The sequence below is a fragment of the Citricoccus sp. GCM10030269 genome, from assembly GCF_042665635.1.
Lineage (GTDB): Bacteria > Actinomycetota > Actinomycetes > Actinomycetales > Micrococcaceae > Citricoccus.
In genome coordinates this window covers 323,426-336,560 of the sequence record NZ_JBHTCV010000005.1, presented here as the reverse complement: position 1 = coordinate 336,560, position 13,135 = coordinate 323,426, and the positions used below count along the sequence as shown (strand labels likewise).

Annotated in this window: 13 protein-coding genes; 6 read left to right on the top strand and 7 right to left on the bottom strand. The window is 65.3% G+C overall.

Annotated elements, in window-relative coordinates; all coding sequences use genetic code 11:
- Positions 1 to 5: 5 nt before the first annotated feature.
- From ACFQQD_RS08650 to ACFQQD_RS08640, 3 genes are all read left to right on the top strand, one after another.
- Positions 6 to 194, top strand: coding sequence for a hypothetical protein (locus ACFQQD_RS08650; protein WP_378088334.1), 189 nt, complete (start codon positions 6 to 8; stop codon positions 192 to 194).
- A 90-nt stretch (positions 195 to 284) separates the two neighbouring features.
- Positions 285 to 542, top strand: a complete 258-nt coding sequence (locus tag ACFQQD_RS08645; protein WP_378088332.1) for a type B 50S ribosomal protein L31 — start codon at positions 285 to 287, stop codon at positions 540 to 542.
- A gap of 236 nt (positions 543 to 778) precedes the next feature.
- Entirely contained in the window at positions 779 to 1,543 is a 765-nt protein-coding gene (locus ACFQQD_RS08640; RefSeq protein ID WP_378088330.1) for a ribonuclease activity regulator RraA, read from the top strand.
- Between the two features lie 5 nt (positions 1,544 to 1,548).
- On the opposite strand, the gene ACFQQD_RS08635 is transcribed toward ACFQQD_RS08640, so the two are convergent.
- Entirely contained in the window at positions 1,549 to 2,238 is a 690-nt protein-coding gene (locus tag ACFQQD_RS08635) for a GntR family transcriptional regulator (protein ID WP_378088328.1), read from the bottom strand.
- Between the two features lie 182 nt (positions 2,239 to 2,420).
- Here ACFQQD_RS08635 and ACFQQD_RS08630 point away from each other — a divergent pair, with 182 nt between their 5' ends.
- Positions 2,421 to 3,926, top strand: a complete 1,506-nt coding sequence (locus ACFQQD_RS08630; protein ID WP_378090059.1) for an ABC transporter substrate-binding protein — start codon at positions 2,421 to 2,423, stop codon at positions 3,924 to 3,926.
- A 60-nt stretch (positions 3,927 to 3,986) separates the two neighbouring features.
- Here ACFQQD_RS08630 and ACFQQD_RS08625 read toward each other — a convergent pair whose 3' ends face one another.
- From ACFQQD_RS08625 to ACFQQD_RS08615, 3 genes are read right to left on the bottom strand one after another with little or no spacing between them, the layout of a single operon-like run.
- Positions 3,987 to 4,580 carry a DNA-3-methyladenine glycosylase I gene (locus ACFQQD_RS08625; protein WP_378090057.1) on the bottom strand — a complete coding sequence of 198 codons (594 nt, stop codon included), beginning with the start codon at positions 4,578 to 4,580 and terminating at the stop codon, positions 3,987 to 3,989.
- 23 nt (positions 4,581 to 4,603) lie between these two features.
- On the bottom strand, positions 4,604 to 5,230 hold the full coding sequence (locus tag ACFQQD_RS08620) for a methylated-DNA--[protein]-cysteine S-methyltransferase (protein WP_378088326.1): 627 nt from the start codon (positions 5,228 to 5,230) through the stop codon (positions 4,604 to 4,606).
- Positions 5,227 to 5,769 (bottom strand): RNA polymerase sigma factor, encoded by a 543-nt coding sequence (locus ACFQQD_RS08615; protein ID WP_378088324.1) that lies wholly within the window; start codon positions 5,767 to 5,769, stop codon positions 5,227 to 5,229. The genes ACFQQD_RS08620 and ACFQQD_RS08615 overlap by 4 nt, the downstream gene beginning before the upstream one ends.
- A gap of 109 nt (positions 5,770 to 5,878) precedes the next feature.
- Between ACFQQD_RS08615 and ACFQQD_RS08610 the strand changes: the two genes are divergently transcribed.
- Positions 5,879 to 6,943, top strand: coding sequence for a biotin/lipoate A/B protein ligase family protein (locus tag ACFQQD_RS08610; protein WP_378088322.1), 1,065 nt, complete (start codon positions 5,879 to 5,881; stop codon positions 6,941 to 6,943).
- Positions 6,944 to 6,946: 3 nt separating this feature from the next.
- On the opposite strand, the gene pepN is transcribed toward ACFQQD_RS08610, so the two are convergent.
- Both pepN and ACFQQD_RS08600 read right to left on the bottom strand, forming a co-directional pair.
- The gene (gene pepN, locus ACFQQD_RS08605) at positions 6,947 to 9,607 is read right to left on the bottom strand and encodes an aminopeptidase N (RefSeq protein WP_378088320.1); all 2,661 of its coding nucleotides are present in this window, start codon (positions 9,605 to 9,607) and stop codon (positions 6,947 to 6,949) included.
- 20 nt (positions 9,608 to 9,627) lie between these two features.
- The gene (locus ACFQQD_RS08600; protein WP_378088318.1) at positions 9,628 to 10,989 is read right to left on the bottom strand and encodes an aldehyde dehydrogenase family protein; all 1,362 of its coding nucleotides are present in this window, start codon (positions 10,987 to 10,989) and stop codon (positions 9,628 to 9,630) included.
- A 79-nt stretch (positions 10,990 to 11,068) separates the two neighbouring features.
- On the opposite strand from ACFQQD_RS08600, the gene ACFQQD_RS08595 reads away from it, so the two are divergent.
- The gene (locus ACFQQD_RS08595; protein WP_378088316.1) at positions 11,069 to 11,770 is read left to right on the top strand and encodes an SDR family oxidoreductase; all 702 of its coding nucleotides are present in this window, start codon (positions 11,069 to 11,071) and stop codon (positions 11,768 to 11,770) included.
- 68 nt (positions 11,771 to 11,838) lie between these two features.
- Here the strand turns inward: ACFQQD_RS08595 and glgC are convergent, their stop codons facing one another.
- A complete protein-coding gene (gene glgC, locus ACFQQD_RS08590) occupies positions 11,839 to 13,083 on the bottom strand; it encodes a glucose-1-phosphate adenylyltransferase (RefSeq protein WP_378088314.1) in 1,245 nt (414 codons plus the stop codon).
- Positions 13,084 to 13,135 lie beyond the last annotated feature (52 nt).

The window sequence follows — 13,135 nt, the reverse complement described above, 5'->3', positions numbered from 1 at the left end:
TGCGCGTGGGTGAAAGTTCCCAGGTCGACGGCGGTCAACTCGTCGAAGTCCAGCAGCCCGACGGCGGTGAGACCGGCGGTGACCAGGAGAAGCAGTTCTCCTCCACCGCCTGCGTCTATGACTCTGCCGGCGGAAAAGGTCAGATGATCGGTCCGACCGGTACGAGAAGGCTGCGGCTGCTAGCTGACCAATGAGTTATAGTGGATAGCTGGCCATACTCCGGCCGACTACCGACGTTCCTCTCAGCCGCTGGCAAAATCCAGTGGCGCCAACGAAGGATTCCCATGAAGACTGACATTCATCCCGATTACCAGCTGGTGATCTTCAACGATCTTGCCTCCGGCGAGAAGGTCCTGACCCGTTCCACCACGTCCTCCAGCAAGACGATGGAGTGGGAAGACGGCAATACCTACCCCGTGATCGACGTGGAGATCTCCGCGGCCTCGCACCCGTTCTACACCGGCAAGCAGCGGATCATGGACACCGCCGGCCGCGTGGAGCGCTTCAACGCTCGCTTCAAGGGCTTCGGCGGCAAGAAGTAAGGGTCGCGCCACCCACACGCATAGACCACGAACCGGGGCGATCCGGGCTTTCCTGAAACAGGACGGCCGGGATCGCCCCGGTTCTTTTGTGCTCGACGTGATGCCACGGTGGTGCAAAAGCTCTTAATCGCCATGCCGGCGCGCTTGCTCTGACGCTTCCCACCGACCTCATTCTCGGATATCTTGGCTTGGTATCTTGGTATACCAACCCAAGGACTGTATCGAGAGGATCCCTGGTGTCGACCAATGCAATAGACCGGACCACGCAGAGCGTGACCGACGGGCCACTGGAAGGGCCTTCATTACTCAGCGATCAGACGAAGAGCACTCTACTTTCCGTCGGTACCGCAACTATCACGACCCAGTTGCTCTCCCGAGGATTCAGAAATACCTACCTGGAGGGCTTGTCGGTTTCGAACCCTGCGCGCCAACGCATGGTCGGAGAGGCCTTCACCATGCGATCGATCCCCGCTCGGGAGGACATTGACGTCCCATCGATCTTTCAGGACTACGACCATCCTCAGCGAAAAGGCGTGGAATCCGTACAACCGGGTCACGTCCTCGTGATCGATTCCCGCGGGAAGAAGCGTGCAGCTTCGCTGGGACACATTCTGGCCACGCGACTGCGTCTTCGCGGGGCGGCCGGAGTCGTGACAGACGGGTCGCTGAGGGACATGGACGGTTTTGAATCCCTGGACTTGCCAACATTCTCCGCGGGGCCGTCTCCCACCACCAACTTGGCGCAACACCACGTCGTTGACTTCCAGGTGCCCATCGCCTGCGCTGAGGTGGCTGTCTATCCCGGTGACATCATCGTCAGCGATCGAGATGGTGTGGTCTGCATCCCGAGGCACCTTGCGGAATCTGTGGCGGCTGACTCATTGGAGCAGGAAAAGCTGGAGCAGTTCGTGCTGTCCCGGATTGAGGACGGCAACCCCCTGCGCGGCACCTATCCTCCAGACGAGCAGACCATGCAGATGTATCGGCGGGGGCAACGTTGAGTCGGCTAGCTCCCCGAACGTTCGCTCGCAGCGGCCCGTTCAATCGACGTGGTGATATGCCGCCGCATCAGCTCAGCCGCACGTTCGGGGTCCCCGCTCTGGGCGGCCTCAAGGATCGCCTCGTGTTCGGTGCCTTCTATTCCCCACTGCGGCCAGTGCTCCCACAGCACGCCGACCACGGCGAGCGCCGTCAGGTCCTGCAGGCTGTCCAAGGACTTCACAATGATCGTGTTCTCGCTGTTCGCGTACATTCCGCGGTGGAACCGGCGGTTGGCCAACGCGCGCGCCACGGTGTCCCCTGCGGCCGCATGTTGGCGGGCCTCGTCGAGAGCGGCTCTGGCCGCGGAGAAGTCGGGATTGACCCTAGCCGCATCGATGATGGCCCACGGCTCCAGCAGCACACGTTCCTCATACACGTGCCGAATCTCAGTGAAGCTGAGAGTTCGGACGGCAATGCTGCGCTGACCAACGGAGAGCAGACCGGAACGCTGGAGCACAATCAGCGCCTCTCGGACGGGCGTCTTGGAAACTCCGAGCTGTTCGGCAATCTTTCGCTCCACCAGTACTTCGCCCGGTTTCAGCCGGCCAGAGAAGATGGCTTCCTTCAGGGACTCGACGATCATCTCAGTTCGCGTGGGGACTGTATCCGGAGGGGGAAGAGGAGCCAAGAAACCGGCATCCGACGACAACGTCATAGTCGACATGATAGGTCACGCCCTTCTGCGACTGGCCTCGTTATGGTCCGCCCGCGTCCGCGGCGCCGGCACAGAGAAAACTCTCCATCACTCACCATCCGGAGGAACCAATGATGACTTCCACTTCTGACGAGGCGCCGGGACTGGTTCGACGCCTTCGGACGCCACTGGCGCTGGCGGCCATGACGAGCTTGCTGCTCAGCGGCTGCGGCGTGGCCAACTCGGAATCGAACGCGGGTGGGGAGAGCGCGGACAGATTACGCATAGCTCTGGCCATTGAGCCGACGACGCTGGAACCCTGTGATTCGACCCTTTCCTCCACCGGAATGCTCGTCCGCTCCAACATCACTGAACCGTTGGTCGAGCGCAACCCCGATTCGGGCGAGTTGGAACCCCTCCTAGCGACCGACTGGGAGACGACCAATGATCAGGATTGGACCTTCACCTTGCGGGAGGGCGTCACGTTCCACGACGGGACGGAGTTCAACGCCCAAACAGCCGCAGACGCCATCGACCGCGCCGTCAACGGGCAATTGGGTTGCGACGTCGAAGGTCAGATCTTCGGAGACGCCGACCTTCTCGTGGAGGCCATCGACGACACCACACTGAAGGTGTCGACCGAACAACCGGATCCGGTTCTCCCACTTCGCCTGTCCTTCATCGAGATCGGCGCGCCAGCCGAAGGTTCGGCGGAGGCCAAGGTGCGAGAACCCGTCGGGACCGGGCCGTACTCGATCAGGACGTGGGATTCCGGCGTCAAGATCTCGTTGGAGCGGAACGAAGACTATTGGGGAGAGGCTCCTGCCTATCCTGCCGTCGATTACGTATGGCGCTCCGAGGGAAGTGTTCGTGCTGCCATGGTTGCGAGCAACGAAGCCGACATCGCCACGGGTATCAGCTCGGCAGACGGCGCCGGCGATCTGGCCGTGTCGTATCCCAACAACGAGACCGTTGCGTTGCGATTCAGCGGCGACATCGCTCCCTTGGACGACATCCGTATACGACAGGCCGTCAACTACGCGATCGACCGGGACGGCATCACGGGCTCCCTTTACGTAGATGAGAGCGAACCTGCCGAGCAGCTCGTCCCTCCAGGGATCGTCGGCTTCAATGAATCACTGAAGCCGTGGGAAACCGATGTGGAGAAAGCCAAGGAACTGGTTGCCGAAGCACAAGCTGATGGTGTGGACACGAACGCGAAAATCTCCATCGTGGCACGCAACGGTCAGTTCCCTAAGATCTCGCAGTTGACCGAAGTGCTCCAGGATCAGCTGACACAGATCGGACTGAACGTGGACGCCAAGGTCGTGGAGACGTCTGTTGGTCTTCAATATCAGGTTGAGCCGTTTATCAAGGACGAGGGGGCGATCGCCATGCTGGTCCAGCACGGCAACCAAGCAGGCGATGCATCCTTCAGCGTCGACTCATATATGGCCAGCGATGGCTCCATGAGCATGTTTGGCACTCCCGAGTTCGATGCGATCCTCGAGGAGGCTGCCACGAAGACTGGAGCCGAGCGTCAGCAGGATTACGCCGACGCCTTCGAGTACGAGCGCGAAAACCTCGTGCAGTTCGCGTACATCGCTCGGATGACCGGTCTGATGAGCAAGTCTCCCACGGTGGAATACACGCCGAACTCTTCGACGAACGATGAACTCCGCCTGTCAGAAATTCGGCCAGCGCAGTAGGTCGACCATTGAAGGGCATGGGCACGGGGCCGTCGGCCAGGAGTGGCGACGGTCCCGGTCCTAGCCAGCGGGCCAGACCCCAGAGGTCCCACGGCGATGTGAACCGAGCAGGTGGGTGTCGACGATACCCACGGCCTCCATCAGCGCGAACATCGTCGTGGGTCCCACGAACCTGAAACCACGGGCGCGAAGTGCCTTGGACAAGGCCACCGACTCGGACGATTGACTCGGGATCTCCTCCAGTGACCGTGGCCGGGGGCTCTCCTCGGGTTGAAAAGACCACACGAGATCACTGAGACCCCCGGACTCTCTGAGAGCGACGGTGGCCCGGGCATTGCCGATCGTGGCGAGAATCTTGGCCCGGTTGCGCACGATGCCCGCATTGGCCATCAGCCGCTCGACGTCCTTGTCACCGAAACCGGCCACAGCATCTGGGTTGAAGCCGCTGAATGCCTCCCGGAACGCCGGTCGCTTGCGCAGAATGGTGACCCAGGACAGCCCTGACTGGAACGCCTCCAGGCTCAAGCGTTCGAACAACCCGCGCTCGTCCCGGACCGGCATTCCCCATTCGGAGTCGTAGTAGTCGCGCAGCAGTGGATCCCTCGCTGCCCACGGCGGGCGAGCTAACCCGTCGTCCCCGATGACCAACCCCATGGTGGTTTCCGTCACTGCTGTCCTCACTTCGTGCTGTTGGCGTGTTCAAGTTCGAGCAACGTGGATTTGGCCTGCAGCCCGCCCAGGTATCCGCCCAAACTGCCGTCCGAGCGCAGAACGCGATGACAGGGAACCACCACGGGCAGTGGATTGGTGGCACAGGCCGTCCCCACCGCGCGCACCGCTCGAGGATTGCCGAGCCGTTCGGCCAGCCGGCCGTAGGTCGACGTCTTTCCGTAGTCGATGCTGGGAAGTTCCTGCTGTACAGCTCGCCGGAATCCGGACGAGAGCGTGAAATCCAGGGGCACGTCAAAGCGCTGGCGTCGACCGGCGAAGTACTCGTCCAGTTCCCGGGCCACGGGGTCGAGCTTCCATGGAGCGTGCATCAGGCGGGGGCTGAGCCGTTCGGCCACTCCGGCCAGGACCGCGGAGAATCCCTCGCTGTCGAAGGCGACGCGGACGAGGCCGCGTTCACCTGAGACGAGCAAGAGCCGACCGACGGGACCCTCGACCACCCGATAGGCCAATTCGAGCAGGGACTCCTCATCCGCCCGGGCGGCGAGCCGGTCACGCAGGGATCTCAAGTCAGCCTCGGCAACGGAGAATGACGCCCTCACGGCAGCATCCGATTCGATCTCCTGTCTCGTCATGAGGATCCCTTTCCGCTCGTCGCGTGGAGTGGGGTTCGGCCCAGTGTCCCGGGCCCGCTGGAGGGAATCTCCGCACCGAGGGCGCCCCGGAGGGACTTCAGGCCGTCCGAGGAGGCTCTGCGGACCGACTCCACCGATCCGCCGATCAGTGCGGCAGTCTCGGCGTGAGGCAATCCGCCGAGGTAGTGATAGGCGATCGCCAGACGTCGCCGTTCCGGCAGGGCGGCCACCGCGGTCCAGATCCCGGGATGCTCCATGACGGGACTCTCCATCACCGCCGGCCTCTCCGGAAGTCGGTCCGTGGGAACGGCGGAGCGATGGCGCACTCGCACCACGTCAATCGCCTTTCGTCCGGCCACGCGGACGAGCCACGCCTCCAGAGGAGTCTCGGGGTCCAAGTCCGGCCAGGACCTCAACGCCGCGAGGAAGGTCTCCTGCCAGGCGTCATCTGCATCGGGTCCAGCACCGAGCACGGCACGGCACACCCGCAGCACGGTGCCACCGTGCCGTTGGACGGCCAGCTCGAACGGTTCAGTCATCGTCATCACACAGTAGACGCGCCAGCAAGGCAAAACGTGAGGTGAGTGTCACTGGGCGAGGTGACGGAGCACGACGGCCGAGCCTGTTCTGACTCCTTACGATGGAGTCATGAGTGACTACACCCACCACGGCGAGTTCAAGGTTTCCGGCGGAAAGCTGGTGATCGCGGACCTCACCGTCACCGAGGGTGTTGTCACCGCAGCAAGCATCAACGGCGACTTCTTCCTCGAACCGGATGAGGCGCTGGCGGACATCAATGCCGCCCTGCTCGGATTGCCCGACGACGCGCCCCACGCGACCATCGCAGACCAGGTGAGCGCCGCCGTCGGGACGGGGGCGGTGATGTTCGGTTTCGACCCGGCGGCGGTGGCGACGGCGGTGCGCCGTGCGCTGGGACACGCCAGCACGTGGAGTGATCACGAGTGGGAGATCCTGGAACCGCAGCCGCTGCCGATCACCACGCAGGTGGCCCTCGACCAGATCCTCACGGAGGACGTGGCGGCCGGCCGTCGCAAACCCGCGCTGCGGCTCTGGCAGTGGACCGAGCCGGCCGTGGTGATCGGAACGTTCCAGTCGCTGGCCAATGAGGTCGATCCGGCCGGCGTCGAGCGGCACGGCATCACCGTGGTCCGCCGCATCTCCGGTGGCGGAGCGATGTTCATGGAGGCCGACAACTGCGTCACCTACTCCCTGTACCTGCCGCAGTCGCTCGTGGACGGACTGAGCTTTGCGGAGTCCTACCCGTTCCTGGATGCCTGGACCATGGACGCCTTGGGCCGGACGGGCGTGGAGGCGTTCTATCAGCCGCTCAATGACATCGCCACGCCCGAGGGCAAGATCGGCGGTGCCGCGCAGAAGCGCTTGGCCAACGGCGGCCTGCTCCACCACGTCACGATGAGCTATGACATCGACGCGGAGAAGATGACCGACGTGCTGCGGATCGGCCGGGAGAAGATCCGGGACAAGGGCATTCGTTCGGCCACAAAGCGCGTCGATCCGCTGCGTCGTCAGACCGGGCTGAGCCGCCCGGAGATCTGGGAGACCATGATGGACACCTTCTCGGAACGCTATGGGGCGGCGCGCGTGAGACTCACCGCGGACGAGATCGCCCGCGCCGAGGCACTGGCCGAGGAGAAATTCGCGACGCCGGCCTGGACCGCCCGCGTGCCGTGAGACTCAGGCCGTTTCGAGTGACGGAGCCGCGGACTGCGCCCGCAGCGACCTCAGCAGATCGTCGGTCTCCTCGATGACGATCCGGCGCAGGGCCCGGGGCGCCCGTGGATGGTTGTCGAGCCAGGTGTGAGTGGCCTCCACCACCGGGTGTTGAGCCTGTTCCGATGCCTCTTCGAGGGCGTCCTGCGCTGAGGGGAAGAGCCCGTGGATGGTGCGGGAGGCCAATCCATTGGAGCGGCTGGCCCAGAGGTGTTCGAGTTCCGGCCAGAAGCGCTCGGTGAACGGGTCCGCGAGGTCCTGACGAGACGCGGTGAATCCCGCGGCCGTCGCCGACAGGTGATCGTTGGACAAGACCTGTCCATCCGCCGTCTGCCCGGTCATCACCGCGTTCCAGGCGGCCTCGCGGACGGCGGGGTCCGGGAACGCCGCGGAGGCCGTCCGGTGCCACACCGCGTTCCGGGCGGTGACGTCTTCGGCCAGGGCCGCGTCCAGAGACTCCTGCGTGGTCCGGCCCAGGGCCGCCAGTGCCAGCCGGGCCGCCCAACGGATTTCGGCGTCCACCTCCAGCCCGGGGGCCACACTCTCGGCGACCGGCCCCTCATGGGCCAGCGCCTCCAGCAGGGGCACAAACTCGTCGGCCCGGTCCGATCCCTCGCCCAGGTCGGCGGCACCTCGCGCCAGTCGAGCGGAGGTCCTGACCGCCGAGCGCTGACGATCACTGCCGGGGCCCACCGACTGCAGCGCCTCGCGCAGGGCCAGCCCGAGCCGAGACCGCAGCTCACCTCGGCGACCGGCCGGTGCATACCGGACCACCGCGGTGGCGGCCTGGTCGAGCACGCGGGCGTACATGCCGACGTCGGGAATCTCACCCGAGAGTCGGCACACCGCGTCCACGAACTGGTCCGCCGGCAACTGGGCCTGGCGCGTCATCGTCCACAGGGACGCCCACACGGTGGCCCGTGCGAGGCCGTCGTCGATCGGATACTGCAATATCGTGCGCAGCGACTGCTCGTCCAGGCTGAGGGTGGCGTACGTCAGATCCTCATCGTTCGGCAGGATCAGGGCGGCATCGGATGAGGGCAGATCCACTGGAGTCCGTGCGCCGTCGGGCCCGCTGGCGACCTCACATTCGACGGAACGCACCCGCACCAGGCGCCCGCCGTCGTCGGGCTCGTACCAGCCCACCCGCACCAGGTGCGGCCGCAGCACCTCGGTGCCGGTGGCGGGATCCCGCGACTGCTGGTGCAGCTCTCCGTCGGCCACGCTCAACTCGGAGGCGCCGGAGGTCTTGAGCCACCGCTGCGCCCAGTCCGAGAGGTCGCGTCCGGAAGCCTCTTCCAGGACGGTCAGGAAGTCGTGCAGTTCGGCATTGCCCCAGGCATGGCGCGCGAAGTACTGCCGGGAGGCCGCCGTGAACGCCTCTCGACCGACGTAGGCGGCCAGTTGTTTCAGTACCGAGGCGCCCTTGGCGTAGGTGATGCCGTCGAAGTTCTGCCGCGCGGCCTCCAAGTCGGGAATGTCCGCCAGAATGGGATGCGTGGTGGGATATTGGTCCTGGACATAGGCCCAGCCCTTGCGCCGGTTGGCGAAGGTGGTCCAGGCGCCCGTGTACGCTGTGGCCTCGGCCACCGCGAGCGTCCCCATGTAATCCGCGAACGACTCCTTGAGCCACAGGTCGTCCCACCAGCGCATGGTCACCAGGTCGCCGAACCACATGTGCGCCATCTCGTGCATGATCGTGGTCGCCCGGGCCTCGTACTGGGACGCCGTGGCGCGGGAGGTGAACACATAGTCCTCCGTGAAGGTGACCAGTCCGGGGTTCTCCATGGCGCCCAGGTTGTACTCCGGCACGAAGGCCTGTCCGTAGCGGCCCCAGGGATAGGCCACGCCGAACAGATCATGGAAGAAGTCGAGCCCGGCCTTCGTCGTCGAGAACACCGTGTCCGCGTCCATGGCCTCGGCCATCGAGGTGCGGCAGTACAGCGTCAGCGGGACGGACGGCGCACTGGAGGCCACGTGCCCGTCCCAGCGGTCGGTCCAGGTGGCGTACGGGCCCGCCAGCAGCGTGGTGATGTAGGTGGACTGTGGGGGAGTGGGTTCGAAATCCACGGTGACGAGGTCACCTTCACCGTCCCGACGCGCGGACTCCGCCTGGTTCGACGCCAGCTCCCAGTCCTTCGGTCCGGTCAGATGGAACGTGAACCGCGCCTTGAGATCGGGCTGCTCGAAATTGGCGAATACTCGCCGGGCGTCGGCGGGCTCGTATTGCGTGTAGAGGTAGGTCTGACCGTCCGTGGGGTCCACGAAGCGGTGCAGCCCTTCTCCCGACGTCGAGTAGAGCGCGTTCCCGACGACGGTGACCTCGTTCTCGGCCTCGAGGTCCTCCAGCAGCACACGCGCCCGCCCCGCCACTCGCCGTGGATCGAGGGAGCGCCCGTTGAGGACGACCGACTCGACGCCGTCGTTCACGAAGTCCAGGAAGGTCGAGGTGCCCGGCTCACGGCACGAGAAGGTGATGGTCGTCGCGGACCGGTAGTGAGTCACCGACGGGTGCCGTGCCTCGGAGACGTCCACGTACACGTCGTAGGCATGGGTGATCAGCAGGTTCGAGCGGGCCTGTGCCTCGGCGCGCGTCAGGTTCAGGCGGTCGAGGGATGCGTCCATGCAGTTATTCAACCACCGTTTCAGACCGGCGGCATCTCCACATGCACGACCTTCACCTGGGTCATCTCGTCGAGCAGCTCGGGGCCGTAGCCGAATCCGTCGCCGCTGGCCCGGCGGGGCTGGGCAGCGCCACCGGGAGCACCACCGAAGACATTGTTGACCTTGACGGTGCCCACCTCGAGCTCCGCGATCGCTTGTTGCGCATGGCTGATCCGGCCGGTGAGGACCGTGGCCGCCAGCCCGTAGCGATCCTCGGCGGCGCGGCGCAGTCCTTCGTCGAAGCTCTCCACCACGAGCACAGGGGCGACCGGGCCAAAGGTCTCCTCGCTCATCACGAGCATGTCGTCGGTGCAGTCCCGCAGGACGGTGGCGGGATACGAGGAACCGGCTCCGTCCGGGATGCGCGCGCCCTCGAGGGCCGTGGCTCCGCGATCCAGTGCCTCGGTGACGTGACGGTGGACCTCCTCACGCATCCGGTGGTCCACCAGCGGGGCCAGGGATCCGTCGGTGTTCCGGCTGCGGGCCTGGCCGGCCAGCGCCTCGAGGAACGGTTCGGCGATGCCCCGGTGAACGTAGATCCGTTCCACCGAGGTGCAGATCTGACCGGCATTAGTAAAGGCGCCGATGGCCGCCTGCTCAGCGGCCCAGCTCGGGTCCACGTCATCATCGATCACCAGGGGGTCATTGCCGCCGTTCTCCCGGATGACGTGGACCCCGGTCTCCACGGCGGCCCGGGCGATGGCCTCGCCGGTCGCGCTCGAGCCGACATGGGCGACGACGTCGAGGTCGGGCAGGCGCGTCAGCGCTCGGCCGGTGTCCGGGCCCCCGGTGACGGTGATCAACACGTCCCGAGGCAAGGCGGCGGAGAGGACCTCCCCGAGGCGGGCGCCGGTGTGCGGGCAGCGTTCGCTCGGCTTGTGCACCACGGTGTTGCCGGTGACCAGGGCCGCACCGAGCAGACCGGCGGCGACGGCGACCGGATCATTCCACGGGGTCACCGCGGCCACCACGCCACGCGGCTCGGCCACTGTCCAGTCGCCGGCCAGCGCGCTGCCGCGCAGGCTGTGTCCGCGGTGTACCGGGCCCAGCTCGGCGTACTGACGCAGTGTCCCGACGCCGGCCTCCACTCCGCCGCGCGCCTCGTCGGGCAGCTTCCCGGTCTCCTGGGTGTTGAGGGCAGCCAGTTCCTCGGCATGCTCGGCCAGGGCGTCGGCTGCTGTCCGGAGAATCGTGCCCCGCTCCTCTGGACTGGTGCGGGCCCAGGCGCGGCTCGCCGCCCTCGCTGCTGCAACGGCACCGCGAACGTCGTCCTCGCTGGCACAGGGCAGGGTTCCGACGGACGTGCCGTCGTGCGGACTCAGAACGGTGATCTCTGCGGTCATGCCTCTGACCCTAATGGCCTCGGTTACGGTTGGGTGAATCAGGCTGCCGATCTGGCGGTCGTGTCAGTGAGAGGAATGTATGCACACTCAGTCTTCCGGCATTGGCCGGATCTTGATCACCGGCGGCGCCTCTGGCCTGGGCGCCGCCGTCGCGGCCGCCGTTCATGACCATGGTGGCATCCCGATTGTTCTGGACCGGGACATCAGCTCGGTCAGAGACGTCTCCGCGTACCAGGTGGACGTGTCCGATACGGCAGCGGTGACCGAGACGGTCCAGCGTGCCGCTGAGGACGCCGGCGGGCTCGACGCCGTCGTCACCGCCGCGGGCATCGACCGGTGCGGCCGACTCGAGGATGTCTCCGTGGAGGACTGGGAGCTGGTGGTCCGCGTCAATCTGCTGGGAACGGTCTCCACCGTCCGAGCCGCGTTGCCGGCCCTGAAAGCCTCGCGAGGTCGCGTGCTCACGGTCGCGTCCACCCTGGCGTTCAAGGGTGCCTCGGACGCGACCGCCTACTGCGCCTCCAAGTTCGGCGTCCTGGGCTTCACTCAGGCACTGGCCGCGGAACTCAAGGGCGAGGTCGGCGTCACCCAACTCATCCCGGGTGGGATGAAGACGCGGTTTTTTGATGACCGGACCGAGCAGTACAAGCCACAGGACGACTCCCAGCTCAACGATCCGGAGAATGTAGCCAACGCGGTAATTTTCGCCCTGTCTCAGCCTTCCGGGTGCGAAGTGCGCGAGCTGTTCATCGCCCACGCCGAGGAGCCGTCCTGGCCCTAACTCGGCACCGCTCAGCGCTAACAAACCCTTCCCCTTGTAGGTACGCCTACAAGGGGAAGGGTTTGTTACTAAGCCAGCGGAAGAACGTACTGACCCTTCGCGGTGACGGTCAGCCCTGAGTCGGTCACCGTGAACCCGCGCGCCTCGTCCGCCGCACGATCGAAGCCGATCTGCACGCCTTCGGGGACGATAACGTTCTTGTCCAGGATCGCGTTGCGGACCTTCGCGCCCGGGCCGATCTGGACGCAGTCCAACAACACGGACTGTTCTACCCAGGCCTCATTGCCGACCCGGACATCCGTGGACAGCACCGATTGCGCCACCGTGCCGCCCGAGATGACGACCCCCTGGGACAGGATCGAATCGACGGCGGTTCCGGGACGAGTGGTGGCAGACCGCACTAGTTTGGCCGGCGGGGACACGGATTGGCGAGTGAAGACAGGCCACTGGCTGTTGTAGAGGTTGAACTCCGGCCAAGGCTTCACCAGGTCCATGTGGGCCTCGTAGTAAGAGTCCAGGGTGCCGACATCGCGCCAGTAGTGGATCCCGCCGGATTCCTCGGGGAGCACATTGGTGGTGAAGTCGTAGACGCCGCAGTCATTGCGGTCCACGAACCAGGGGACGATGTCGCCGCCCATGTCATGGCTGGTCTGCTCGGCGCGGGCGTCCTCGTTGAGAGCCGTCACCAGCGCGTCCGCGGTGAAGACGTAGTTGCCCATGGAGGCCAAAAAGTGCGTGGGATCGTCGGCCAGTCCTTGCGTCGTGGCGGGCTTCTCCACGAACCGCTCGATGCGCTCCGGCTGATCCGGCTTTGTCTCAATGACCCCGAACGAGGAGGCCAATTCCAGTGGTTGCCGCACGGCCGCGACGGTGGCTGAGGCCCCAGACCGGATATGTTGGTCCACCATCTGCTGGAAATCCATCCGGTAGACGTGGTCCGCGCCAATGACGACCACGATGTCCGGACGGGCGTCATGAATGAGGTTCATCGATTGGTAGATGGCGTTGGCGCTGCCCAGGAACCAGTCCTTGCCCCGGCGTTGCTGCGCGGGGACCGAGGCGACGTAGTTCTGCAGGAGCGTGGACATCCGCCACGTTTCGGAGATGTGCCGGTCCAGCGAATGCGATTTGTACTGCGTCAAGACCACGATCTGCAGATAGCCGGAATTCACGAGGTTGGACAGGGCGAAGTCGATCAGCCGGTAACTTCCTGCAAACGGGACGGCCGGTTTGGCCCGGTCAGCCGTCAGGGGCATCAGCCGCTTGCCTTCGCCGCCGGCCAGAACAACCGCCAGTACCTTCGTCTGTGGCATCTCGATCTCACCGTTCCGTCCGTGGCGTCTCCGTGTCTTCACACTATCCCCA

Excerpts from the sequence above, each read along its gene's own strand:
- glgC (WP_378088314.1), bottom strand. The coding sequence starts at position 13,083 with ATGCCACAGACGAAGGTACTGGCGGTTGTTCTGGCCGGCGGCGAAGGC.
- ACFQQD_RS08600 (WP_378088318.1), bottom strand. The coding sequence starts at position 10,989 with ATGACCGCAGAGATCACCGTTCTGAGTCCGCACGACGGCACGTCCGTC.
- ACFQQD_RS08630 (WP_378090059.1), top strand. The coding sequence starts at position 2,421 with ATGACGAGCTTGCTGCTCAGCGGCTGCGGCGTGGCCAACTCGGAATCG.
- ACFQQD_RS08595 (WP_378088316.1), top strand. The coding sequence starts at position 11,069 with ATGCACACTCAGTCTTCCGGCATTGGCCGGATCTTGATCACCGGCGGC.
- ACFQQD_RS08610 (WP_378088322.1), top strand. The coding sequence starts at position 5,879 with ATGAGTGACTACACCCACCACGGCGAGTTCAAGGTTTCCGGCGGAAAG.
- ACFQQD_RS08620 (WP_378088326.1), bottom strand. The coding sequence starts at position 5,230 with ATGACGAGACAGGAGATCGAATCGGATGCTGCCGTGAGGGCGTCATTC.
- ACFQQD_RS08645 (WP_378088332.1), top strand. The coding sequence starts at position 285 with ATGAAGACTGACATTCATCCCGATTACCAGCTGGTGATCTTCAACGAT.
- ACFQQD_RS08615 (WP_378088324.1), bottom strand. The coding sequence starts at position 5,769 with ATGACTGAACCGTTCGAGCTGGCCGTCCAACGGCACGGTGGCACCGTG.
- ACFQQD_RS08635 (WP_378088328.1), bottom strand. The coding sequence starts at position 2,238 with ATGACGTTGTCGTCGGATGCCGGTTTCTTGGCTCCTCTTCCCCCTCCG.
- ACFQQD_RS08625 (WP_378090057.1), bottom strand. The coding sequence starts at position 4,580 with ATGGGGTTGGTCATCGGGGACGACGGGTTAGCTCGCCCGCCGTGGGCA.
- pepN (WP_378088320.1), bottom strand. The coding sequence starts at position 9,607 with ATGGACGCATCCCTCGACCGCCTGAACCTGACGCGCGCCGAGGCACAG.